The sequence below is a fragment of the Actinosynnema sp. NPDC020468 genome (assembly GCF_040642015.1).
GTDB lineage: Bacteria > Actinomycetota > Actinomycetes > Mycobacteriales > Pseudonocardiaceae > Actinosynnema.
In genome coordinates this window covers 1-23,563 of sequence record NZ_JBFAEO010000079.1, presented here as the reverse complement: position 1 = coordinate 23,563, position 23,563 = coordinate 1, and the positions used below count along the sequence as shown (strand labels likewise).

Genomic DNA, 23,563 nt, shown 5'->3' with positions numbered 1-23,563 from the left:
GCGCTCTTCCTTCGCGGTGGCTTTGGGCGCCTTGGGGCGGGACAGGGGCCCTTCCGCGTCACTCGACCGGCGCGACGAACCGGCGGCGGGAGCGGACGGCGTCGGCGGTGAACACCGCCAGGGCCACCCAGATCAGCGCGAACCCGAACCAGCGCGACGGCGGCATGGGCTCGTGCTTCACGAACACGCCCCACGAGAACTGGAGGATCGGCGCCAGGTACTGGAGCATGCCCATCGTGGCCAGCGGCACGAGCCGGGCGCCCGCGCCGAACAGCATCAGCGGCACCGCCGTGACGACGCCCGCGGACGCCAGGATCAGCGCGTGGCCGACGCCGTGGCCGAGGAACGTGCCCGACGGGCCGAGCCACAGCAGGTAGCCGATCGCGATCGGGGCCAGCACGATGCTCTCCGCGGTGAGGCTGGCGGTGGCGTCGAGCGGGACGGTCTTCTTGATCAGGCCGTAGGTGCCGAACGAGATCGCCAGGGTGAGCGCGATCCAGGGCACCCGGCCGTAGTCGATCGCCAGCACGACGACCGCGATCAGCGCGATGGCCAGTGCCGCGTACTGGGGCAGGCGCAGCCGCTCGCGCAGCACCGCCACCCCGAGCAGGACGCTGACCAGCGGGTTGATGAAGTAGCCGAGCGAGGACTCCACCACGTGGCCGCTGTTGACCGAGTAGATGTAGAGGCCCCAGTTGACCGCGATCAGCACCGAGGCGGCGGTGATCATCAGCCAGCCGCGCAGCGAGAGCGTGCGCAGGGCGGTCCAGCGGCGGAGCGCGGCGGTGATCACCACCATCACCACCAGCGACCAGGCGATGCGGTGGGCGAGGATCTCGGGTGACGACGCGGGCGCGAGGAGCGGCCAGTAGGCGGGCACCAGGCCCCACAGCACGTACGCACCGACGCCGTATGCGATTCCGCGGTTGCCGTGGTGAATATCCGACGAAGCTGCGGTGGAAGTGGTCAACGGCGGCACGAACGTCACTGTACGCCTGGTGTTTGGGCTGGTCAGTTGGTTTGTGTGGCCTACTATCGGTGCCTACCGACGCGCCCGGAGAGCGCCGGGCGCGGGTTCGGGCGGTCAGGGTACTTTTGCACCGCTTCGGGTGAGGTTTCCCGGAGTCGTGGCTTGTCGGACTGGCAGTGGGAGGGTCCACCCGTGGTGATCTTCGGGCAGGTGTGGCTGTGGAGCCTGCTGTCGTTCGTGGCCGGTGTCGCGCTGACGTGGCTGGTACTGGTCCGCCCGGCCAAGCGGCAGTCGGCCGAGGTCGAGGAGCGGCAGCGGCTGTCGGCCCCGGTGGCGCCGGCGCCTCCGGGGGTGCCCTCGGCGGGGCCGACGGTGCACGACGACTTCGACGAGTGGCACATGGCGTCGTCACCGTCCGCGACGACGATCGCGCCGCCCGCGCCGTCGTCCGGTCCGCCGCGGGAGCCGGTCGAGCCCGTTCGGGTGGACCTGGCGAACGTCGAGTACGACCGGCGGGACGAGCACGCGGACGAGCTGGACGACGAGCACCGGCCGCTGTCGGACTTCGAGGAGCGGTCGGCGGCCGAGCAACGACCGCAGAGCCTGTTCGAGCGGCTGGGCAGCGACCCGGCCGAGCCGCGCTTCCCGCGCCAGGCGCCGCCGGAGCAGCGGCCGCCCGACCAGCGCCCGGGTGTGGACCTGCGCGGCGTGACGGCCGAGGCGACCGTCGTGGTCGAGCCCGTGAAGCCCGTCGAGCCCCCGCCGGTGGAGTCCCCGGTCGGGCACTCGGCGGACGACGAGCGCGACACGTGGGCCGACTACGAGGCGCACCTGGACCAGGAGGCCGCGGGCGACCGGCTGGCGGCCGAGCACGCCGCGTTCCGGGCCGCCGCGGACGCCGCGCCGGAGGGCGACGAAGAGGACTTCGCCGCGGACGACCGCGAGGTCCAGCGGGTGGACGCCGAGCGCACGCAGTACCAGCCGCCGGTGGTCGCGCCCGCGACGGCCGACGACGAGTGGGGCGCGTTCTCCGACCGGCTGGAGGCCGAGGAGCCGGCCGCCGAGGAGGCCTCGTGGACCGCGTTCGCGGGCGTCGAGGGTGGTCAGGCGGCCGGGACGGCGGATCGGCGCGCGGCCCGTGCGGACGCGGTCGAGACTCCGGTGGAGTCGGCCGAAGCCGAGGTCGCGCAGGACGCGCCGTGGACGGCGTTCGCCGGTGACCAGGAGCCCGCCGGGCAGCCGGACGAAGAGCCCGCCGCGCGCCCGTTCGCGGGCAGGCAGGAGCAGCCGGTCGCGTCGGACCCGGCGCACGAGCCGGAAACCGGGAGCTGGAACACCTACGCGGGCGAGTCCGCGTCGACCGCCCAGGAGCCGGAGGTCGGCACCTGGAACACCTACGCCGGTGCGCCCGAGCAGCCCGACCGCGGCACGGGCCGGAAGGCGTCGCACGAGCAGGAGACCGGGGCCTGGAAAGCCGACGCCGGTCGGCAGGAGCAGCCGGTCGCGTCGGAGCAGGCCGTCGGGGCGCCGGAGGCCGGGCAGTGGAGCGCGTTCGGCGGTGCGGACGCGCCGGCCGAGGTCGCGGGCGGGTTCGGCACGCCCGAGCCGTTCAGCGACGGTGGGCCCGGCGCCGGGCAGTGGAACGCGTTCGGGGGTGGCGAGCAGGCCGACGCCTCCGAGCAGGGTGGTGGGTGGAGCGCGTTCGGCGGGCCCGCCGAGAAGTCCGGGCAGGCCGAGCGGCGGCCGCTGGGCGCCCGGGAGGCGTCCTCGCGGGATGCCGGTGGGCTGACGCCGCTGGACGAGCCGATCCAGGTGTTCCCGGCCACGCCGCCGCCCGTGGAGAAGGGCGCGCGGGGCGGGTTGCGGCCGTTGGACGAGCCCATCCAGGTGTTCCCCGCCGACCCGGCCTCGGCGCAGGGCGGGTTGACGCCGTTGGCGGAGCCGATCCGGGTGTTCCCCGAGACGCCGGAGGAGGTGCCCACGCTTCCCGTCGAGGAGACGCGGACGCTGCCCGCCGTCACCGAGGCTCCCGCGCCCGCCGAGCCGGTGGCCGAGCCGACCGCACCGCCCGAGGTGCCGGGGTTCCGGCCGCGCGAGGTGTGGCGCGGCGAGGACGAGGTGTACACCGACGACGCGCTGGCGGCGGACGAGGTCGGCGAGGAGGAGGACGAGCCCGAGGTCCGCGCCGAGCAGACCACGCTCATCCCGGCCACCGCGCTCGCCGAGGCGATCGCCGAGGTCGACGCCGAGCGGGAGCGGATCGCGGGCGAGCCCGTCGAGGACGCGGCGGAGGTCGTGGAGGTCCCCGAGGCCCCGGAGGCCGACGAGGCGTCGGAGCCGGTGGCCGAAGAGGACTTCGACGACGAGACGCCCGCCGAGCGGGCCAGTCGGATCGGCAGCGGGTTCGCGGCCGGGCGGCCGGACGAGGTGTGGCCCGATCACGACCTCACCGGCGAGTACCCGGTGGTGCGGGACGAGAAGCCGGCCGAGAAGGCCGCGGAGGCGCCGCCCAGGAAGGACGTGCCGGCACGGCCGCGGTCGCTGTTCGAGCCGTTGCTGAACCCCGAGGACGGCGCGGAGCTGGAGACGCCGCGACCCGCCAACGCGCGTCCGGTGATCGACCAGCCGTTCGTGCCGCAGTACGCGCCGGAGCTGCTGGCCGCCGAGGCGCGCAACGAGCCGCCGCCCAAGCCCGGCGAGGAGCCGCCCCCCGCGCTGCCGACCACGGCCGCCGGCCTGCCCACGCGGCCGTCGCGCAACACCGAGCTGCCGCCGCGCACCCCGCCGCCGGTCATGCCCAAGCCCGCGCCCGCGTCCCAGCCGCGCCGACCGCGACCGGTCGGGTTCAGCCCCAGCACGGGCGGCAGGCCCGCCGCGGGCACGACCCGGTACCGGCACGAGGGCTTCAACCCGCGGTCGCCGTTCGGGCCGGGTTCGGTGCTGCCGAAGTCCGACGGCATGTCGCCCGCGCCGGACTTCCACGTGAAGGCCACGCTGACCGGCCGCCGCTACTACACCGACGACGCGGCGGGCTTCGGCGACACCCGCGCCGACGTGTGGTTCCGCACCACCTCCGACGCGGAGAAGGCCGGCTTCCGGCCCGCGTGACGCACGGCGAAGGCCCCCGGGAGGAGTTCTTCCCGGGGGCCTTCGGCGTATCGGGGGCGCTCAGTGCGAGCGGGTCACCACGTACTCGCTCACCGACTCCAGCGCGTCGCGCGCGGTGCCGGCGGGCAGGCTGCCCAGCAGCCGGCGCGCGCGTTCCGCGTACTCGTCCAGCGTGCGTCGCGCCCGGGCCAGGCCGGAGGAGGCGCGCAGCAGCTCCAGCGCCTCGGCCACCTCGCCGTCGTCGGTGATCGGACCGGCGAGCAGCTCGGCCAGCCGCGACTCCGGCTCGTCGGCCAGCGCGTACAGCATGGGCAGCGTCTTCACGCCCTCGCGCAGGTCCGTGCCGGGTGTCTTGCCCGACTCGATGGACGGCGAGGCGATGTCGATGACGTCGTCGGAGATCTGGAACGCCGCGCCGATCACGTCGCCGTACGCCTGGAGCGCCTCGACCTGCGCCGGCGTGACGTCGGAGAACATCGCGCCGAACCGGGCCGCCGTGGCGATCAGCGAGCCCGTCTTCTCCGCGATGGTCTTGAGGTAGTGGTCGACCGGGTCCTCACCGGCGCGCGGGCCGACGGTTTCCCGCATCTGACCGGTGACCAGCTCGGAGAACGTCTCGGCGATGATCCGGGCCGCGTCCGTGCCGAGGTCCGCGACCAGCGCGGAGGCGTGCGCGAACAGGTAGTCGCCGGTGAGGATGGCGATGCTGTTGTCCCACTTGGCGTTCGCGGAGGCCGCGCCGCGCCGCATGGTCGCCTCGTCCATCACGTCGTCGTGGTAGAGCGTGGCCAGGTGCGTCAGCTCGACCACGGCCGCCGCCTTGATGACGTTCTCGCGGTCCCACGTGGTGCCGAACTGCGCGGACAGGATCGTGAACAGCGGGCGGATCCGCTTGCCGCCCGCTTCCACCAGGTGCAGGGACGTCTCCATCACCGGGTGGAACTCGCTCTGCACGACTTTGTGCAGCAGTTGCTCCACCTCGGCGAGACCGCCCTGCACCACCTCCGCGAGCACGGGGTCCGCGAACCGGAACCCCGCCCCCGCCTGCTCGCTACTGGTCACGCCTGAAGCCTACGTACCACTAGAAGATGAACCCGCCGGTACCCGCCCATTCGAGGGCGAACGCCGGCCACACACCCAGCACCAACGTGATCGCCGCGCCGAGCGTGATCGCCACCGTGGTGAACGCGCCCGGCACGCTGACGGTCGGGCCGTCGGTGGCCGGTTCGCTGAAGTACATCAGCACGATCACCCGCAGGTAGAAGAACGCGGCGACCGCCGAGGCGATCAGCGCGACCACGACCAGCGGCGCGGCACCGCTCTGCAACGCCGCCGCGAACACCACGAACTTCCCGATGAACCCGCTGGTCAGCGGAATGCCGGCGAGGGCGAGCAGCAGGAACGTGAACACGCCGGCGGTGACCGGCGAGCGCTTGGCCAACCCGGCCCACTGGGACAGGTGCGTTGCCTCGCCGTCCGCGTTGCGCACCAGCGAGACCACGCCGAACGCGGCGATCGTGGTGAACCCGTAGGCCAGCAGGTAGAACATCGTGCCCGACAGGCCCTCGTCGCTCAGCGAGATGGTGCCCACCAGCAGGAAGCCCGCGTGCGCCACCGACGAGTAGGCGATCATCCGCTTGACGTCGGTCTGGGTCAGGCCGAGCACCGCGCCGATGACCATGGACGCGATCGCGACGCCCCACAGGACGCCGTTCCACTCCCACGACGACTTCTCGAACGCCACGAACAGCACCCGCAGGATGCCGCCGAACGCGGCGACCTTGGTGCAGGCGGCCATGAACGCGGTGACCGGCGTCGGCGCGCCCTGGTAGACGTCCGGGGTCCACGCGTGGAACGGGCCGACCGAGGCCTTGAACAGCAGGCCCACCACCAGCAGGCCGAAGCCCGCGTACAGCAGCGTGTCCGAGCGGTCCGTGCCGGCGGTGGCCGCGGCGATGTCGGCGAGCTTCACCGAACCGGCGTAGCCGTAGAGCAGCGCCACGCCGTAGAGGAAGAACGCCGACGCGAACGCGCCGAGCAGGAAGTACTTCACCGCGGCCTCCTGCGAGAGCAGGCGGCGACGGCGGGCGAGGCCGCACATCAGGTACAGCGGCAGCGACAGCACTTCCAGCGCGATGAACATGGTCAGCAGGTCGTTCGCCGCGACGAAGACCATCATGCCGCCGAGCGCGAACAGCGTCAGCGGGAAGACCTCGGTCTGCATGCCGAGCCGGTTGGCCTGCGCGCGGTCCCGGATGGTGCCGGGCAGCGTGGAGGCCTCGGCGACGAACGCGCCGCCGGGCTCGACCGAGCGGTCCGCGATCAGCAGCACGGCGCCGAAGCCGAGCAGCAGCAGCGTCGCCCACAGGAAGATCACCGGCCGGTCGACCGCGATCGCGCCGGAGAACGTGAGCTTGCCCTGCACGACGTTGCCGTCGGTGTTGGCGTACGCGACCAGCCCGGCACCCGCCGCGGCGAGCGTGAGCAGGGTCAGCACGACCTGGCTGCTCCACCGCTGCGCCTTGGGCAGGAACGCCTCGACCAGCACGCCGAGGCACGCGGCGCCGAGCACGACCAGGATCGGCGCGACGGCGGCGTAGTCGATCTCCGGCGCCTGGAGCCGATCGGCCTGCGAGAGGAACGTCACCACGTCACTTGCCTTCCTGCGCGACGGGGTCGACCACGCCGACCTCGGTGAGCGTCGCCCCGACGGACGGGGTGATCACGTCCAGCACGGGCTTCGGGTAGAACCCGAGGAGCAGCACCAGCACCACGAGCGGTGCGAGCACGGCCAGTTCCCGCTTGTTCAGGTCCGTCACCGGCGCGCGCTCGGGGTCGAGCGCCGCGCCCGGGCCGCCGGTCGCGCCGACCAGCGCCGTGCCGCGAACCGGGCCCTGGAAGACCCGCTGGTAGAGCCAGAGCACGTACAGCGCGGCCAGGACCATGCCGACCGCGGCGAGGATCGTGTACACGGGCTGGTTCGGGTAGGACCCGATGAGCACCAGGAACTCGCTGACGAACGAGTTCGTGCCCGGCAGCGCCAGCGACGACAGGCCGGCCAGGAAGAACAGCCCGCCCAGCACCGGCGTCAGCTTGGCCATGCCGCCGTAGTCGTCGATCAGGCGCGAGCCGCCGCGGGCCATCACCATCCCGACGACCAGGAACAGCATGCCGGTCGAGATGCCGTGGTTGACCATGTACAGCACCGCGCCGGTCTGCGCCTGCGAGCTGAAGGCGAAGATGCCGAGCGCGATGAACCCGAAGTGCGCGATCGAGGTGTAGGCCACGAAGCGCTTCAGGTCGGACTGGCCGACCGCGAGCAGCGAGCCGTACAGGATGCCGACCACCGCGAGCACCATCACCAGCGGCGTGAGTTCCTTGCTGGCCAACGGGAACAGCGGCAGGCAGTACCGGATGAACCCGAACGTGCCGATCTTGTCCAGGATGCCGACCAGCAGCACGCCCGCGCCCACCGGCGCCTCGGCACCGGCGTCGGGCAGCCAGGTGTGCAGCGGCACCAGCGGCGCCTTGATCGCGAAGGCGATGAAGAAGCCGAGGAACAGCCAGATCTGGGTGGACAGCGGCAGGTCGCGGGTGACCGTGACGAGCGTGGCCCAGTCGAACGTGCCCTGGCCGAGCTTGTCGGCCGCGGCCACGTACACGCCGATGACCGACGCGAGCATGACCAGACCGCCGAGCAGCGAGTAGAGGAAGAACTTCATCGCGGCGTACTGCCGGTTCGGTCCGCCGAAGCGGCCGATCAGGAAGTACATCGGGACGAGGACGGCCTCGAAGAACACGTAGAACAGGAACACGTCGGTGGCCGCGAACACGCCGACCATGCCGGTTTCCATCACCAGCAGCAGCGCGAAGAACCCGCCCGCGCTGCGGCCCTCGGGCAGCTTGTCCGCCCAGGACCCGCCGATGACCACCGGCACCAGGAACGCGATGAGCGCGATCATCACCAGCGCGATGCCGTCCACGCCGAACGACAGCCGCACACCGAAGGCGGGGATCCACTCGACGGACGTGGTCAGCTGCAACCGCGCGCCGTCCGGGTCGTACCCGATCCACGCCACGACGGCGATGCCCAGTTCGGCCAACGACACGAGCAGCGCGACCGCCTTCGCGACGGCGTCGTTGCCCCGCAGGAACGCCACCACCAGGCCGCCGACGAGCGGCAGCAGGAGCAGCGCGATCAGCGTCCAGCTCACGAGAACCTCACCATCAGCAGCGCTCCGAGCACGAAGATCGCGCCCAGCAGCATGGAGAGCGCGTACGACCGCACGAACCCGGTCTGCAACCTGCGCAGCCGGCCCGAGCTACCGCCGAGCAGCGCGGCCGACCCGTTGACCAGGCCGTCCACGCCCTTGTTGTCCACGAACACCAGCGCGCGGGTCAGCCACGTGCCGGGCCGCGCGAACAGCGCCTCGTTGAGGGCGTTGCCGTACAGGTCGGCACGCGCGGCGCGGACCGGGAAGGCCACCCGCTGCGGGCGTTCCACCGGCTGCGGGCGTCGGCCGAACAGCAGGTACGCGGTCAGCACGCCGAGCGCGGAGAGCACCAGCACCAGGATGTTGACCACGCTGTGGTCGAGCACCCCGTGCTGTTCCTTGAGCTCGCCCAGCGAGGGCGAGAGCCACTCGGCCAGGCCGCCGTACTCGAAGAACGCGCCGGCGCCGACCGAACCGACCGCCAGCACGATCATCGGCAGCGTCATGGACACCGGCGACTCGTGCGGGTGGTAGTCGCGGCCGTCGGCGGACTTCAGGTCCTGCCAGCGCGGCTTGCCCAGGAACACCAGGAACAGCAGGCGGGTCATGTAGAACGCGGTGATGCCCGCGCCCAGCGCCGCCACGCCGCCGAACACCCAGCCGCGCCACCCCTCCTCGCTGAACGCCGCCGAGATGATGGCGTCCTTGGAGAAGTAGCCGGACAGGAACGGGAAGCCGATCAGCGCGAGGTAGCCGAGCGTCCAGGTGACGAACGTGATCGGCATCTTGCGGGCCAACCCGCCCATCCGCCGGATGTCGCCCTCGTCGTTCATGCCGTGCATGACCGAACCGGCGCCGAGGAACAGCCCGGCTTTGAAGAAGCCGTGCGTGAGCAGGTGCATGATGCCCAGCGCGTAGCCGATCGGGCCGAGGCCGACCGCGAGGATCATGTAGCCGATCTGGCTGACCGTCGAGTACGCGAGGACCTTCTTGAAGTCGTCGTACGCGCAGCCGATGAGGCACCCGATCAGCAGCGTGAAGCCGCCGATGCACATGACGACCAGCCGGCCGTCGGGGCTCAGGTTGTAGATCGGGTTGGAGCGGGCGATCAGGTAGACGCCCGCGGTCACCATCGTCGCGGCGTGGATCAGCGCGGACACCGGCGTGGGGCCCGCCATCGCGTCCGGAAGCCACGCCTGGAGCGGGAACTGGCCGGACTTGCCGCACGCGCCGAGCAGCAGCAGCAACGTGATGGCGAGGATCTCCGAGGAGGAGAACCGCCCGTCGGTCGCCGCGGTGAACACGTCCGTGTAGGTCGTGCTGCCGATGGTCTTGAACATGATGAAGATCGCGATCGCGAGACCCAGGTCGCCGACCCGGTTCATCAGGAACGCCTTCTTCGCCGCGCTCGCGGCCTCCGGCTTGTGCTGGTACCAGCCGATCAGCAGGTAGGACGCCAGGCCGACGCCCTCCCAGCCGAAGTACAGCGTCACGAAGCCGTTGCCCAGCACCAGGATCAGCATCGCCGCGACGAAGAGGTTGAGGTAGGCGAAGAACTTCCGCCGGCCCGCCTCGTGCGCCATGTAGCCGATCGAGTAGATGTGGATCAGGGCGCCGACGCCGGTGATCAGCAGCACGAAGGTGAGCGACAGCGGGTCGAGCCGGAGCGCGAACTCGACGTTCAGCGCGTTGACCGGGATCCAGTCGAACAGGTGCAGTTCGCTGGTGCGCTGCTCGGGGTCCTTGGCGAGCACGTCCGCGAACAGCGCGATCGCGTAGCCGAACGCCGCGATGATCGTGGCGCTGCCCAGCAGGTGGCCCCACTTGTCGGTGCGCCTGCCGCCGAGGAGGAGGACGAGCGCGCCGAACGCGGGCAGGGCGAGCAACAACCAGGCGAGACTCCCGATCCCGCCGGCCGCAAGTGGTTCCGTCACCGGGGGCCTCTCAGTACTTGAGCAGGTTGGAGTCGTCGACCGAGGCCGAGCGACGCGTCTTGAAGATCGCCATGATGATCGCCAGGCCGACCACGACCTCCGCCGCGGCCACGACCATCACGAAGAACGCCATCACCTGGCCCTCGAGCTGCCCGTTGATCCGGGCGAAGGTGACCAGGCTGAGGTTCACCGCGTTGAGCATCAGCTCCACGCACATGAACACGACGATGGCGTTGCGCCGCACCAGGACACCGACCGCGCCCAGGCTGAACAGCAGCGCGGACAGCAGCAGGTAGTAGGTAGGGGTCACGACGACTCTCCCTTGAGCGCGTGCGCGTCGGCCTGCCTGCCGGTGCCCGAGACCTCCGCGACGTCGGAGTCGAAGGACTCCTTCGCGGTGGTCTCGATGATCGCCGACAGGGACTCCTTCGCGACCGAGCCGTCCGGCAGCAGGGCCGGGGTGGCGACCGAGTTGGCCGTGGCGAAGACGCCGGGACCGGGCAGCGATCCGGGGCGGTCGCCGCGGAAGCGCTCCTCGACCAGTTCCTTCTGGGTCTTCTTGGCCTCGCGGGTCTTCTGCGAGAAGGCCAGCACCATCGCGCCCACCGCCGCCGTGATGAGCAGCGCGGAGGTGAGTTCGAAGGGGAACAGCCAGGTGGTGAACAGCTGCGAGCCGATGTTGGCGATGTTGCCGCCGTTCTGGGTGTTCTGCTGCACCAGGCCCACCGGCTGCACGTCGGTGAGGGAGTGGAACAGCGCGCCGACGACCAGGGCGGCGAAGCCGATGCCGAGGACGGTCGCGGCGAACCGCTGGCCGCGCAGGACCTCCACCACCGAGTCCGAGCTGTCCCGGCCCACCAGCATGAGCACGAACAGGAACAGCATCATGATCGCGCCGGTGTAGACGATGATCTGCACGAAGCCGAGGAACGGCGCCTGCTGGACCATGTAGAGCACACCGAGGCTGAGCATGGTGAGCACCAGCCACAGCGCGGAGTGCACCGCGTTGCGGGCGAACAGCATGCCGAGCGCGCCGGCCAGCGCGAGCGGGCCGAGGATCCAGAACGCGACCGCCTCGCCGGTGGACACGTGGTCCACCGCCTGCTGGACCGGTTCGGGCTGCTGCGCCAGGAGGGTGGCGGCGGAGAGCAGGAGGCTCACTGCCCGGCCTCCTTCGCGAGCTTCGGGCCGTTCACGTAGTAGTCCTGCTCGTTGTCGCCCAACCGCATCGGGTGCGGCGGCTGCTCCATGCCCTGGAGCAGCGGCGCGAGCAGGTCCTCCTTGGTGAAGATCAGCTTCTGCCGGTCGTCGTCGGCCAGCTCGTACTCGTTGGTCATGGTGAGCGAGCGGGTCGGGCACGCCTCGATGCACAGGCCGCAGCCGATGCACCGCAGGTAGTTGATCTGGTAGTCGGCGCCGAACCGCTCGCCGGGCGAGAAGCGGGCCTCCTCGGTGTTGTCACCGCCCTCGACGAAGATCGCGTCCGCCGGGCAGGCCCACGCGCACAGCTCGCAGCCGACGCACTTCTCCAGCCCGTCCGGGTGCCGGTTGAGCTGGTGCCGACCGTGGAAGCGCGGTGCGGTGACCTTCTTGACCTCGGGGTACTCCTCGGTCACGACCTTCTTGAACATCGTTCCGAAGGTCACGCCGAAACCCTTGACGGGATCAAGCATCCCCATCGCCGGCCTCCTTACCTGACGCGGTTACCGCTGCGGGTTCCCTGTGGGCATCGGGCAGCGTGGCCACCGGCACCTGACGGCGTGGCGGCGACTTGGGCACTTTCAGGTCGAGCGGCGGAACCGGGTAGCCGCCGCCGGTGATCGGCACGGCGTTCGGGTCGATCCGCTCGCGCTTGTCGGGCAGCAGGAACGCGATCAGCAGCACGGCCGCGAGGACGATGCCGAGCACCGTCAGGGCGGTCGCGGTGTTGAGGCCGCCGCCCTCGATCTCCTGGCGCACGTAGCGGGCGACCGCCACCGCGACGAACCAGACCAGCGCGATCGGGACCAGGAACTTCCAGCCCAGCCGCATGAACTGGTCGTAGCGCAGGCGGGGGAGCGTGCCGCGCAGCCAGATGAAGAGGAACAGGAAGGCCAGCGTCTTGAGCACGAACCACAGCAGGCCGAACCAGCCGCTGTTGAGCACGTGGTCGTCGCCGACGAACGGGAACCGCCAGCCGCCCAGGAACAGCGTGGTGGCCAGCGCCGACACGGTCACCATGTTCACGTACTCGGCGAGGAAGAACAGCGCGAACTTCAGCGAGCTGTACTCCGTGTGGAAACCGCCGACCAGCTCCGACTCGGCCTCGGGGAGGTCGAACGGCGCGCGGTTGGTCTCGCCGACCATGGAGATCACGTAGATCAGGAAGCTGACCGGCAGCAGGTAGAAGTACCAGCCGCCGGACTGCGACTGCACGATGTCCGAGGTGGACAGCGAGTGCGAGTGCAGCACGACCGCGACGATCGACAGGCCCATCGCGATCTCGTAGGAGATCACCTGCGCGGCCGACCGGAGCGCGCCGAGCAGCGGGTACGGCGAGCCGGAGGCCCAGCCGGACAGCACGATGCCGTAGACGCCCAGCGAGGAGCAGGCGAGCACCACCAGCACGCCGACCGGCAGGTCGACCAGCTGGAGCGCGGTCTCCTCGCCGAAGATCGTGACCTTGCCGCCCAGCGGGATCACCGAGAAGGCGACGAACGCGGGGATGCAGGAGATCACCGGCGCGAGGAAGAACACCCACTTGTCGGCGAGGACCGGGCGGATGTCCTCCTTGAACGCGAGCTTCAGGCCGTCCGCGAGCGACTGGAGCCAGCCGTTCGGGCCGACCCGGTTCGGGCCGGGCCGCTGCTGCATCCGGGCGACGACCTTGCGCTCCCAGTTGATCATGAACAGGGTCATGACCACGAGGAAGGCGAAGATGCCGACGACCTTGACGATCACCAGCCAGATCGGGTCGTCGTTGATCAGTTCGGCGGTGCTCATGCCTTGCCTCCGCTCGAAACCGCCACGACGGAGCCGTGGCCCGCGACCAGGTTGCGCCGCACGGTGACCGCGCCCGAGTTGCCGGGCAGCCACACGACGCCGTCGGGCAGGTCCGCCGCCTCCACCGGCAGCGTCACCTCGCCCCGCTCGGTCGACACCGTGATCTCGCCGCCGAGGTCGACGCCGAGGTGCCGCGCCGTGGCGGCGGACAGCCGGGCCACGACCGGGCGGGCGGTGCCCGCGAGGTTCGGCTCGAAGTCCTGCGCCGAGCCGTTGTCCAGCAGCCGCCGCCAGGTCGCGAGCACGGCCTGGCCGTCCTTCGGCTGGGTCAGCAGCGGCGCGGGCACCGTCGGCGCCTGCGCGGCGAGGACCGCCGTGCCGAGCCGCTCGAAGTCCGCCGCGGCCGCCGCCGGGGTCTGGGTGAACAGGTCCGCGTCCATCTCCACGGCCAGAGTGTCGAGCACGCGCCCGTCGGGCAGCGTGCCGGTGCCCTCCAACGTGGTCCCGAACGGCCGGCGGCGACCCTCCCAGTTGAGGTAGCTGCCGGACTTCTCGACCGACGGCGCCACCGGGAGGACCACGTCGGCGTGCGCGGTGACCGCGCTGTGCCGCAGTTCCAGGCTCACTACGAACGGGGTGAAGTCCAGCGCGCGCTGCGCCAGACCCGGGTCGGGCAGGTCGAACGGGTCGACCCCGCCGACCACCAGCGCGTCCAGCCCGCCGCTCGCGGCCGCGACCAGGATGCCGGTGGTGTCGCGACCCGGCCGGTCGGGCAGCACGCCCGCCTTGAGGCCCCACGCCTGCTCGACCTGCGAGCGCGCCGCGACGTCGGACACCAGGCGACCGCCCGGCAGCAGCGTCGGCAGCAGGCCCGCCTCGAGCGCGCCGCGCTCACCGGCCCGCCGCGGGATCCAGGCGACCTTCGCGCCGGTGCGCGCGGCCAGCGCGGACACCGCCGAGAACAGGCCCGGCACCTCGGCGGCGCGTTCGCCGACCAGGATCACCGCGCCCGGCTTGGACAGGTCGTCGACCACGTCGGCCGCGTGCTCGGGCAGCGCGTTGAGCGCGGACGGCTCCGCGCCCGGCACGCACGCCAGCAGCACGCCGTTGGTCTTCTCCACCGCGGGCGTCGTGTACTGGCCCAGGTGGTAGACCCGGGTCCGGTTGCGCCGGTTGGCCTTGCGCAGCCGCAGGAAGACGATCGGCGCCTCCTCCTCCGGCTCGAACGCGACCAGCAGCGCGGCCGGCGCGGCCTCGATGCCGGCGAACGTCACGCCCGTCTCCGGGGTGGTGCCGAGCACGGTCGAGGTGAGGAACTCCAGCTCCTCGGCCGAGTGGGCCCGCGCGCGGAAGTCGACGTCGTTGGTGCGCACCGCGATCCGGGCGAACTTCGAGTAGGCGTAGGCGTCCTCGACGGTCAGCCGGCCGCCCGCCAGCACGCCGACGCCCTTGGCGTCGCGCGCCTTGGCCAACCCCTCGGCCGCGTACCGCAGCGCCTCGGTCCAGGACGTCTCGCGCAGCTCGCCGGACTCCTTGTCCCGCACCAGGGGCCGGGTGATCCGGTCCTCGGCGGTGGCGTAGCGGAACGCGAAGCGACCCTTGTCGCAGATCCACTCCTCGTTGACCTCGGGGTCGTCGCCGGCGAGCTTGCGCTGCACCTTGCCGCGCCGCCAGTCGGTGCGCTCGGCGCAACCCGACGAGCAGTGCTCGCACACGCTCGGCGTGGACACCAGGTCGAACGGCCGGGCCCGGAACCGGTACGCGGCGCTGGTCAGCGCGCCCACCGGGCAGATCTGGATGGTGTTGCCGGAGAAGTAGGACTGGAACGGCTTGTCCTGCGCGACACCGATCTGCTGCTGCGAGCCGCGCTCCAGCAGCTCGATGAACGGGTCGCCCGCGATCTGCGCGGAGAACCGGGTGCAGCGCTGGCACAGCACGCACCGCTCGCGGTCGAGCAGCACCTGCGTGGAGATCGAGATCGGCTTGGGGAACGTCCGCTTGTGCTCGTGGAAGCGGGAGTCCGCGCGGCCGTGCTTCATCGCCTGGTTCTGCAACGGGCACTCGCCGCCCTTGTCGCAGATCGGGCAGTCCAGCGGGTGGTTGATGAGCAGCAGCTCCATCACGCCCTGCTGCGCCTTGTCCGCGACCGGCGAGGACAGCTGGGTTTTCACCACCATCCCGTCGGCCACCGTCATGGTGCAGGAGGCCTGCGGCTTCGGCATCGGCCGGCCGCCCATCTCCACCTCGACCAGGCACTGCCGGCAGGCGCCCGCAGGCTCCAGCAGCGGGTGGTCGCAGAACCGCGGCACCACGATGCCCAGCCGCTCGGCGGTCCTGATCAGCAGCTCGCCCTTGGGCGCGACGACCTCGAGGCCGTCGATCACGAGCTTCACGTGACCCTCGGGCACGACGACTTCCGTGCTCTTGTCAGGGGCGATGGTCATGCGCTTGCTCCTGCCAGCGTCGCCTCGAACTTGGCCGCGTTCCGGTCGCACAGGGCCAGGAACTCGTGCTTGAAGTACTTGATGCCGCTGGTGATCGGGCTGACCGCGCCGTCGCCGAGCGCGCAGAACGAGCGGCCCAGGATGTTGTCGCAGACGTCCAGCAGCGTGTCGATGTCACTCGAGGTGCCCTCGCCGCGCACCATCCGCTGGAGGATCTGCACGAGCCAGTAGGTGCCCTCGCGGCACGGCGTGCACTTGCCGCACGACTCGTGCTTGTAGAACTCGGTCCACTTCATGACCGCCCACGGCACGGACACCGTCTCGTTGAAGATCTGCAACGCGGTGGTGCCCAGCATCGAGCCGGCCTCGGCCGCGCCCTCGAAGTCCAGCGGCACGTCGAGGTGCTCGGCCGTGAACAACGGGGTGGACGAGCCGCCCGGCGTCCAGAACTTGAGCGGGATCCCGCCCTTCATGCCGCCGGCCAGCTCCAGCAGCTCGCGCAGCGTGGTGCCCATCGGCGCCTCGTACTGGCCGGGCCGCTCGACGTGGCCGGACAGCGAGTAGATCTTCGGGCCGGGCGAGCGCTCGCGGCCCATCAGCCGGAACCAGTCCGCGCCGCCGTTGACGATGTAGGGCACGGAGGCGATGGTCTCGACGTTGTTCACCACGGTCGGCGAGGCGTAGAGGCCGGCGGTCGCGGGGAACGGCGGCTTGAGCCTCGGCTGGCCGCGCTTGCCCTCCAGCGAGTCCAGCAGCGCCGTCTCCTCGCCGCAGATGTACGCGCCGGCGCCGGCGTGCACCACCACGTCCAGGTCGAACCCGGTGCCGAGGATGTCCTTGCCCAGGTACCCGGCCGCGTAGGCCTCCTGCACCGCGGCGTTGAGCCGGCGGATGCAGTGCAGCACCTCGCCCCGCACGTAGATCGCGGCGAAGTTCGCCCGGATCGCGTACGAGGTGATGATGATGCCCTCGATGAGCGAGTGCGGGTCCGCCATCATCAGCGGGATGTCCTTGCAGGTGCCCGGCTCGCCCTCGTCGGCGTTGATCACGAGGTAGTGCGGCTTGCCGTCGTTCTGCGGGATGAAGCCCCACTTCAGACCGGTCGGGAAGCCCGCGCCGCCGCGACCGCGCAGCCCGGAGTCCTTGCACTGCTGGATGAGCTGGTCCGGGTGCGCGGTGAACGCCTTGCGCAGCGCCGTGTACCCCTCCAGCTGCTCGTAGGTCTTCAGCGTCCACGAGCGCGGCGACAGCCAGCGCTTGGTGAGGACGGGGGTCAGTTGGTCGACCATTGCCTCCCCCTACTTCTTTTCCGGCAGTGCGGGGAACTCCGCGTGGTCCGGCTGCGCCGGCGCGGTCCAGCCGCGGTCGGCCGCGATGGCGGCACCGCGCACGGTCTCGGGTGCGGCCGACGGACCGTCCAGGTCCGCGCCCCGACCCTCGAAGAACCCGGCGAGCTGGAGCTCGGCCTGGCGGAAGTCGGTCAGCGGCGCGCCGCGCGTGGGGTCGGGCTTCTCCCCCGCCTGCAACGACTTCACCAGTTCCAGCGCGCCCTCGGGCGTCTGGTTGTCGTAGAACTCGTAGTTGACCTGGAGCACCGGCGCGAGGTCGCACGCGGCCAGGCACTCGGCGTGCTCCAGCGTGATGGACCCGGGCTCGCCCGGCTCGCCCGCGGTCTCCTCGTGGCCCAACGGCTTCCCGTCACTGCCCAGGTGCTCGCGCAGCTTCGCGTAGATGGCGTCACCGCCGAGCGCCGCGCACAGCGTGTTGGTGCAGACGCTCACCAGGTGCTCGCCGCACGGGCGGCGCTTGTACATGGTGTAGAACGTCGCGACCGCGCTGACCTCGGCGGCGGTGAGGTCCAGCCGGTCCGCGCAGAACGCGATGCCCGCCTGGCTCACGTGCCCCTCGACCGACTGCACGAGGTGCAGCATCGGCAGCAGCGCGGACCGCGCCACCGGGTAGCGCGCCACGATCGCCGACGCGCGGTCCACAGTGGACTGGTCGAACACCGCCGGTTCCTGCGTCTGAGTCATCGGTCACAACCACCCATCACCGGGTCGATGGAGGCCACGGACGCGATCACGTCGGCGACCATGCTGCCCTCGCACATGGCGGGCATCGACTGGAGGTTCACGAAGCTGGGTTCGCGCACGTGCACGCGCACCGGACGGGTGCCGCCGTCGGACACCATGTGGTAGCCGAGCTCGCCGCGCGGCGACTCGATCGGCACGTAGACCTGGCCCGCCGGCACGTGGAAGCCCTCGGTCACCAGCTTGAAGTGGTGGATGAGGGACTCCATGGACTGGCCCATGATCTTGCGGACGTGCTCCAGCGAGTTGCCCATGCCGTCCGCGCCGATGGTGAGCTGCGCGGGCCAGGCGATCTTGGCGTCCTCCACCATGACCGGGCCGGGCTCCAGGCGGTCGACGGCCTGCCGCACGATCTTCAGCGACTGGTGCATCTCCTCGACCCGCAGCCGGTACCGGGCGAACGAGTCGGCCTCGTTCGACGTCGGCACCTGGAAGTCGTACTGCTCGTAGCCCGAGTACGGCTCGATCTTGCGCAGGTCCCACGGCAACCCCGCGGATCGCAGGATCGGGCCGGTGATGCCGAGCGCGAGGCACGCGTCGACGGGCAGGTAGCCCACGCCCTGCAACCGGTTGCGCCAGATCGGCTGACCGGTCAGCAGCTTGTCGTAGTCCGGCAGCCGCGAGTCCATCACCCGGATGAAGTCGCGGATGCGGTCGGCCGCGCCCTCGGGGAAGTCCTGCGAGAGGCCGCCGGGCCGGATGTAGGCGTGGTTCATCCGCAGGCCGGTCAGGAACTCCAGCAGGTGCAGGACCTCCTCGCGCTCGCGGAAGCCCGCGGTCATGCCGGTGAGCGCGCCCAGCTCCATGCCGCCGGTGGCCAGCGCCACCAGGTGCGAGCTGATCCGGTTCAGCTCCATCAGGATGACCCGGCCGACCTGCGCGCGCTGCGGCGCGGTGACGCCGAGCAGCTTCTCGATGGCGAGGCAGTACGCGGTCTCGTTGTGCAGCGGGGCCAGGTAGTCCATCCGCGTCACGAAGGTGACGCCCTGGGTCCAGTTGCGGTACTCGAGGTTCTTCTCGATGCCGGTGTGCAGGTAGCCGATGACGCTGCGGGCCTGGGTGACCGTCTCGCCCTCCAGCTCCAGCACCAGCCGCAGCACGCCGTGCGTCGACGGGTGCTGCGGGCCGAGGTTCATCACGATGCGCTCGTCGCCGGCCGCCTCGGCCAACACCTCGTCCCAGTCGCCGCCGGTCACCGTGTAGACGGCGCCCTCGGTGGTCTGCCTGGACGACGCGTCGTACGGGTCGCCGGAGGTGGCGCCGCTCGTGGCCGCGCCCGCGGCGCTGGTGTCGGTGCCGGTCGTGACGTCGGACAGCTTCTGGTCGCTCATGAGTAGGACCGCCTCTGGTCTGGCGGGGGGATCTCCGCGCCCTTGTACTCCACCGGGATGCCGCCGAGCGGGTAGTCCTTGCGCTGCGGGTGGCCGTCCCAGTCGTCCGGCATGAGGATCCGGGTCAGGCCGGGGTGTCCGTCGTAGACGATCCCGAACATGTCCCAGGCCTCGCGCTCCTGCCAGTCCGCGGTCGGGTAGACCGACACCACGCTGGGGATGTGCGCGTCCTCGACGTCCACCGCGACTTCCAGGCGGATCCGGCGGTGGTAGGTCATGGAGGTCAGGTGGTAGACCGAGTGCAGCCGCTGCGGCGCCTCGACGCCGTAGTCCACACCGGACACCGAGCTGCACAGCTCGAACCGCAGGGCCGGGTCGTCGCGCAGGATCCGCGCCACCTCGAGCAGGTTCTCCCGGCGCAGGTAGAACGTGATCTCGCCGCGGTCGACGGTGATCTGCTGCACGGTGTCCGCGGGCAGGTCCTTCTCCCGGATCGCGGCCAGCAGCTCGTCGGCGACCTCGTCGAACCAGCCGCCGTAGGGCCGCTCGGCGGGCGCGGCCACGTGGGCGGGCAGCCGCAGGCCGCCGAAGCCGGACGTGTCGCCGGAGCCCGCGATGCCGAACATGCCCTGGCGGCTGCGACCGGCGACGACGCCGCCGCGGTCGAGGTGCTCCTCGTGGTCGGCCTGGGACAGGTCCGAGGAGCTGAGGGCTTCGGGGTGCTTCTCGTCAGCCATGCCGCTCACTTCTTCGCAAAGCGCTGGGACGACGGGATCAGGTCCGTGCTGCGGCCGGACTCGGCCAGCAGCGCGGCGCGCGTCGCGCCCAACGGCTCGTCCATGATCTTCGCGTGGATCTTGAGGATCGCGTCGATCAGCATCTCCGGCCGCGGCGGGCAGCCCGGCAGGTACATGTCGACCGGCACGACGTGGTCCACGCCCTGCACGACCGCGTAGTTGTTGAACATGCCGCCGCTGGACGCGCAGACGCCCATCGCCAGCACCCAGCGCGGCTCGGGCATCTGGTCGTAGATCTGCCGCAGCACGGGCGCCATCTTGTTGGTCACCCGGCCGGCCACGATCATCAGGTCGGCCTGGCGCGGCGACGCGCGGAAGACCTCCATGCCGAACCGCGCGAGGTCGTAGCGCGGACCGCCGGTGGTCATCATCTCGATCGCACAGCAGGCCAGGCCGAACGTCGCGGGCCACAGCGAGGACTTGCGGGTCCAGTTGACCAGCTTCTCCACGCTCGCGAGCAGGATGCCGTTCGGGAGCTTCTCTTCGAGACCCACGGGTCTTCCCCCTCAGTTCCAGTCGAGGCCGCCGCGCCGCCAGACGTAGGCGTACGCGAAGCCGAGCGTGGCGACGAACAGGGCGATCTCCACCAGGCCGAACAGGCCGAGCCGGTCCGCGGAGACCGCGAAGGGGTAGAGGAACACCATTTCGATGTCGAACAGGATGAACAGCATCGCCGTCAGGTAGTAGGCGACCGGCATGCGGCCGCCACCCACCACGGGCTGCGGCGAGGGTTCGATGCCGCACTCGTACGCGTCGAGCTTCGCCCGGTTGTACCGGCGCGGCCCGATGTAGGGCGCGGCCGTCACCGAGAACAGCGCGAACGCCGCGGCGAGGGCGAACATCAATACGAGGGGGAGGTAGGGCTGAAGCACTCTCCGTCGTCCTTTCCTCGCGTGACGCGGTGGTGGTGCACCGCGTGAGGCGTTTCGCACCCTAAGGGGTGTTCTGACGCCTTCCTGGAGTAAGGCGAACCTAACTCCAGGGGGTACCTTGTGAAACACTTCACAAGCCATCTCAGCCGGTTGTGAAGTGATTCACAAGACCCGGAGGTCAGTGTAGAACGTCACACTGTGGTGTTGAAGGCACCCCCGACAGTGGGCCTGACCTGCTCTTTTTCGGTCCAGGAAGACGTCTGCGCGACCAGCGGGTGAACGGGACCACACCCGAAACAAAACAGCGCCGACCCGAAGGCCGGCGCTGCACCCGTCCGAGGGCTGGTATTAGGCCGTTGGAGTGAGTTTGGTGGCCGCCGTGATGAGACGGTCGAAGGAATCCCCGTCCTTCGGGTCGTACAACCCGGCGAGCAGCTTCAGCACCAGCTTCATCAGCGTCTTGCGCGGCAGCCCGTAGCGGGTGGCGGTGCGCATGATCGTCGGGTTGCCGATGAGCTTGGAGAACACGTTGCCCAGCCGGTAGTAGCTGCCCAGGGCCTGTTCGATGCGCACCGGGTAGCCGTGCAGCGCGCGCTCGCGGCTCGCGCCCTCCGGCCTGGCCAGCGCCTGCACGACCGTCTCGGCGGCGATCCGCGCCGACTCCATGGCGTAACCGATGCCCTCGCCGTTGAACGGGTTCACCATGCCGCCCGCGTCGCCGACCAGCAGCAGCCCGTCCCGGTAGTGCGGCTTGCGGTTGAGCCCCATGGGCAGCGCCGCGCCGCCGATCCTGCCGGTCGCGTTCTCCTCGCGGAAACCCCACTCCTCCGGGGTGCCGTCGAGCCACGACCTGAGCAGCGCGCGGTAGTCCGTGGTCCCGTAGGCCTTCGAGGTGCTGAGGATGCCGAGGCCGACGTTCACCGTGCCGTCGCCCATGCCGAAGATCCAGCCGTAGCCGGGCAGCAGCACGTCGTTCGCCCGGTCCCACAGCTCCAGGTGCGACTCGAGGTAGTCGTCCTTGGTGCGCGGGCTCGCGTAGTAGCGGCGGACGGCCACGCCCATCGGCTTGGCGTCGTCCTTCTGGAGGCCGACGCTGAGCGCCAGCCGCGCGGACACGCCGTCGCACGCCAGCACGATCGGGGCGCGGTAGGTGACCTCGCGCCGCTCCGGGCCCTGCTTGGCCGTCACGCCGACGACCCGCCCGCGTTCGACGACCGCGCCGGTGACGGTGGTCAGCTCGTGCAGCCGCGCGCCGGCCGCCTTGGCCGCGTTCGCCAGCATCTCGTCGAAGTCCTGCCGGGGGCGGACCACGCCGTAGGGCGGGAACGTCGCCAGCTCCGGCCAGTCGAGCTCGAGCGTGACGCCGCCGCCGACCACCCGCAGGCCGCGGTTGTGCAGCCAGCCGGCCTCTTCCCGGGTGTCGATGCCCAGGTCGATCAGCTGCTTCACGCCGCGCGGGGTCAGGCCGTCGCCGCACACCTTCTCGCGGGGGAACGCGCTCTTCTCCAGCAGCAGCACGTCCAGGCCCGCGCGGGCCAGGTAGGTCGCCGCCGTCGATCCGGCCGGACCCGCGCCGACCACGATCACCTCGGCGTCCTCGCCTGCCTTGCGGCGGCTGGGAGTCGTCATCCCCGCTCCTTGTGCCCGTGTTCACAAAGTCCGAGCGCGAGTCTACTTGCGGGGCGGACGGGCGGATTCCGGCTCAGTCCTGCGGCTTGGTGGCCCGGTGCAGCGCGACCATGCCGCCGGTGAGGTTGAACCAGGCCACGTCCTCCCAGCCGGCGCGGGCGATCTTCTCGCCGAGCGTCCGCTGGTCCGGCCACGCGCGCATGGACTCGGCGAGGTACTGGTAGGCCTCGGGGTTGGACGACACGACCCGGCCGACCAGCGGCAGGATCCGCAGCAGGTACCGCATGTACACGAACCGGAACGGCTTGAAGACGGGCGTGGACACCTCGCACACGACCAGCCGCCCACCGGGCCGCACCACCCGGGCCATCTCCCGCAGCGCCGCCTCGGTGTCGGCGAAGTTGCGCAGTCCGAACGACACGGTGGCCGCGTCGAACGCGTTGTCGGCGAAGGGCAGCCGGAGCGCGTCCGCGGCGACCTTGGGCACCGGCCGGTGCGCGCCGCCCTGGAGCATGCCGAGCGAGAAGTCCGCGGCCACGCACCACGCGCCGGAGGACGCGTACTCGACCGTGGAGACCGCCGTGCCGGCCGCGAGGTCGAGCACCTTCTCCCCGTCGCGGGCGTCCAACACCCGCCTGCTCCACTCCCGCCAGCGCCGGTCGAACCCGAGCGTCATCACCGAGTTGGTCCGGTCGTAGCCCTTGGCGACGCCGTCGAACATCTCGGCGACCTCGCGGGGGTCCTTGTCCAAACCTGCACGCGACATGTGGTGAAGCGTAAGTGACGCCCGCGCCGCCGTGCGCGAGGCGGCCCGGCGGGAGCACAGGCCCCGCACGGGGTGGCGTGTCGTCGCGCCGGTGGTCAGAGCCCCGCCCGACCGCTGGCCGCTGGTCGTCGCTGGTCGCCGATCGTCGGGTTCGAGTGCCGGTTGCCGAGTGCCCGTGCCCGGTGCCGGGTGTTGAACGCCCCTGAGCGCCCCGAGCGCCGCTGAACACCCCTGGACTCCGCCGAACACCAGCTTGACGAACGACGGATGACGAGCAGCAGAAGGCGGGCGGCTGCCGGTGGGCGGTGGGCGGCGGGGCGCAGCCGGCAGCCGGCGGGCAGCGGGGCGGCAGAAGTCCAGCTGCTCGGTCAGGTCGACCACCTCGGTGTCGAACACGACCAGCTTCGTGTCGACGCTCTTCAACGT

General features: G+C 71.0%; 19 protein-coding genes. 1 reads left to right on the top strand and 18 read right to left on the bottom strand.

Translation table 11 applies throughout. The features are described from left to right. Positions 1-58: 58 nt before the first annotated feature. Positions 59-979 carry an EamA family transporter RarD gene (rarD, locus tag AB0G50_RS34410; RefSeq protein WP_360117736.1) on the bottom strand — a complete coding sequence of 307 codons (921 nt, stop codon included), beginning with the start codon at positions 977-979 and terminating at the stop codon, positions 59-61. 183 nt (positions 980-1,162) lie between these two features. Here rarD and AB0G50_RS34405 point away from each other — a divergent pair, with 183 nt between their 5' ends. Beyond that, positions 1,163-4,078: a hypothetical protein gene (locus tag AB0G50_RS34405; protein WP_360117733.1), complete on the top strand. Its 2,916-nt coding sequence runs from the start codon at positions 1,163-1,165 to the stop codon at positions 4,076-4,078. A 60-nt stretch (positions 4,079-4,138) separates the two neighbouring features. Here the strand turns inward: AB0G50_RS34405 and AB0G50_RS34400 are convergent, their stop codons facing one another. The 17 genes from AB0G50_RS34400 to AB0G50_RS34320 form a co-directional block, all read right to left on the bottom strand. Then, positions 4,139-5,092, bottom strand: a complete 954-nt coding sequence (locus AB0G50_RS34400; RefSeq protein ID WP_360117742.1) for a polyprenyl synthetase family protein — start codon at positions 5,090-5,092, stop codon at positions 4,139-4,141. A 67-nt stretch (positions 5,093-5,159) separates the two neighbouring features. Next, positions 5,160-6,728, bottom strand: a complete 1,569-nt coding sequence (gene nuoN / locus AB0G50_RS34395) for an NADH-quinone oxidoreductase subunit NuoN (RefSeq protein WP_360117730.1) — start codon at positions 6,726-6,728, stop codon at positions 5,160-5,162. A 1-nt stretch (position 6,729) separates the two neighbouring features. Next, entirely contained in the window at positions 6,730-8,292 is a 1,563-nt protein-coding gene (locus tag AB0G50_RS34390) for an NADH-quinone oxidoreductase subunit M (RefSeq protein ID WP_360117727.1), read from the bottom strand. After that, positions 8,289-10,226, bottom strand: a complete 1,938-nt coding sequence (nuoL, locus tag AB0G50_RS34385) for an NADH-quinone oxidoreductase subunit L (RefSeq protein WP_360117724.1) — start codon at positions 10,224-10,226, stop codon at positions 8,289-8,291. The genes AB0G50_RS34390 and nuoL overlap by 4 nt, the downstream gene beginning before the upstream one ends. 10 nt (positions 10,227-10,236) lie before the next feature. After that, a complete protein-coding gene (gene nuoK, locus AB0G50_RS34380; RefSeq protein WP_360117721.1) occupies positions 10,237-10,536 on the bottom strand; it encodes an NADH-quinone oxidoreductase subunit NuoK in 300 nt (99 codons plus the stop codon). Further along, the gene (locus AB0G50_RS34375) at positions 10,533-11,357 is read right to left on the bottom strand and encodes an NADH-quinone oxidoreductase subunit J (RefSeq protein ID WP_360117739.1); all 825 of its coding nucleotides are present in this window, start codon (positions 11,355-11,357) and stop codon (positions 10,533-10,535) included. The genes nuoK and AB0G50_RS34375 overlap by 4 nt, the downstream gene beginning before the upstream one ends. Positions 11,358-11,383: 26 nt before the next feature. Further along, the gene (gene nuoI, locus AB0G50_RS34370; protein ID WP_360117718.1) at positions 11,384-11,905 is read right to left on the bottom strand and encodes an NADH-quinone oxidoreductase subunit NuoI; all 522 of its coding nucleotides are present in this window, start codon (positions 11,903-11,905) and stop codon (positions 11,384-11,386) included. Then, positions 11,892-13,208, bottom strand: a complete 1,317-nt coding sequence (gene nuoH, locus AB0G50_RS34365; protein WP_360117715.1) for an NADH-quinone oxidoreductase subunit NuoH — start codon at positions 13,206-13,208, stop codon at positions 11,892-11,894. The genes nuoI and nuoH overlap by 14 nt, the downstream gene beginning before the upstream one ends. After that, positions 13,205-15,652 (bottom strand): NADH-quinone oxidoreductase subunit G, encoded by a 2,448-nt coding sequence (locus AB0G50_RS34360; RefSeq protein WP_360117712.1) that lies wholly within the window; start codon positions 15,650-15,652, stop codon positions 13,205-13,207. The genes nuoH and AB0G50_RS34360 overlap by 4 nt, the downstream gene beginning before the upstream one ends. Beyond that, a complete protein-coding gene (gene nuoF, locus AB0G50_RS34355; RefSeq protein WP_360117709.1) occupies positions 15,649-16,941 on the bottom strand; it encodes an NADH-quinone oxidoreductase subunit NuoF in 1,293 nt (430 codons plus the stop codon). The genes AB0G50_RS34360 and nuoF overlap by 4 nt, the downstream gene beginning before the upstream one ends. A gap of 9 nt (positions 16,942-16,950) precedes the next feature. Further along, the gene (nuoE, locus tag AB0G50_RS34350) at positions 16,951-17,685 is read right to left on the bottom strand and encodes an NADH-quinone oxidoreductase subunit NuoE (protein ID WP_360117706.1); all 735 of its coding nucleotides are present in this window, start codon (positions 17,683-17,685) and stop codon (positions 16,951-16,953) included. Then, positions 17,682-19,073, bottom strand: a complete 1,392-nt coding sequence (locus AB0G50_RS34345; protein ID WP_360117703.1) for an NADH-quinone oxidoreductase subunit D — start codon at positions 19,071-19,073, stop codon at positions 17,682-17,684. Before AB0G50_RS34345 ends, nuoE begins: the two co-directional genes overlap by 4 nt. After that, complete coding sequence (locus tag AB0G50_RS34340; protein WP_360117700.1) at positions 19,070-19,810, bottom strand: NADH-quinone oxidoreductase subunit C; 741 nt, start codon at positions 19,808-19,810, stop codon at positions 19,070-19,072. Before AB0G50_RS34340 ends, AB0G50_RS34345 begins: the two co-directional genes overlap by 4 nt. Positions 19,811-19,815: 5 nt before the next feature. Beyond that, a complete protein-coding gene (locus tag AB0G50_RS34335; protein ID WP_360117697.1) occupies positions 19,816-20,364 on the bottom strand; it encodes an NADH-quinone oxidoreductase subunit B family protein in 549 nt (182 codons plus the stop codon). A gap of 12 nt (positions 20,365-20,376) precedes the next feature. Beyond that, complete coding sequence (locus AB0G50_RS34330; protein ID WP_360117694.1) at positions 20,377-20,742, bottom strand: NADH-quinone oxidoreductase subunit A; 366 nt, start codon at positions 20,740-20,742, stop codon at positions 20,377-20,379. A gap of 348 nt (positions 20,743-21,090) precedes the next feature. Then, positions 21,091-22,371 (bottom strand): geranylgeranyl reductase family protein, encoded by a 1,281-nt coding sequence (locus AB0G50_RS34325; protein ID WP_360117691.1) that lies wholly within the window; start codon positions 22,369-22,371, stop codon positions 21,091-21,093. A 73-nt stretch (positions 22,372-22,444) separates the two neighbouring features. Continuing rightward, positions 22,445-23,137: a demethylmenaquinone methyltransferase gene (locus AB0G50_RS34320; protein WP_360117688.1), complete on the bottom strand. Its 693-nt coding sequence runs from the start codon at positions 23,135-23,137 to the stop codon at positions 22,445-22,447. Between the last annotated feature and the right edge of the window lie 426 nt (positions 23,138-23,563).